The sequence below is a fragment of the Lysinibacillus sp. GbtcB16 genome (assembly GCF_019091145.1).
Lineage (GTDB): Bacteria > Bacillota > Bacilli > Bacillales_A > Planococcaceae > Lysinibacillus > Lysinibacillus fusiformis.
This window is the reverse complement of record NZ_JAGXJV010000451.1, coordinates 1-267: the sequence shown is the minus strand read 5'-3', so window position 1 is coordinate 267 and position 267 is coordinate 1. Positions and strand designations below refer to the sequence as shown.

The 267-nt window shown below is 49.8% G+C and carries 1 pseudogene; it reads right to left on the bottom strand.

The window, feature by feature from the left end:
• Positions 1-30 precede the first annotated feature (30 nt).
• A pseudogene (locus tag KVT27_RS24875) lies at positions 31-267 on the bottom strand (chromate transporter); the annotation flags it as partial.

Sequence of the window (267 nt, the reverse complement as noted above, 5' to 3'; positions counted from 1 at the left end):
AAAAACTAACCAGTAAGTGCCACCAATCCATCATGCTCCCTCACCTGTCCCGAGCTGCTTCTTCTTCCACTTATCCTTGAGCTTGTGATGAAATGCGCCATATAGGAGAAATAGAAAAATAACGATTGCCGGATGCAGAGAGAACGTCTGCAGCAGCAGAAAGGAAATCACCAAGCAGGCTATGCCCACCACCCAGCCTAATCCCTTGATCGCCTTCTCTCCGAACTCATAGGCCATCACGCCCAGCATGACAGCGACAATAGGCAC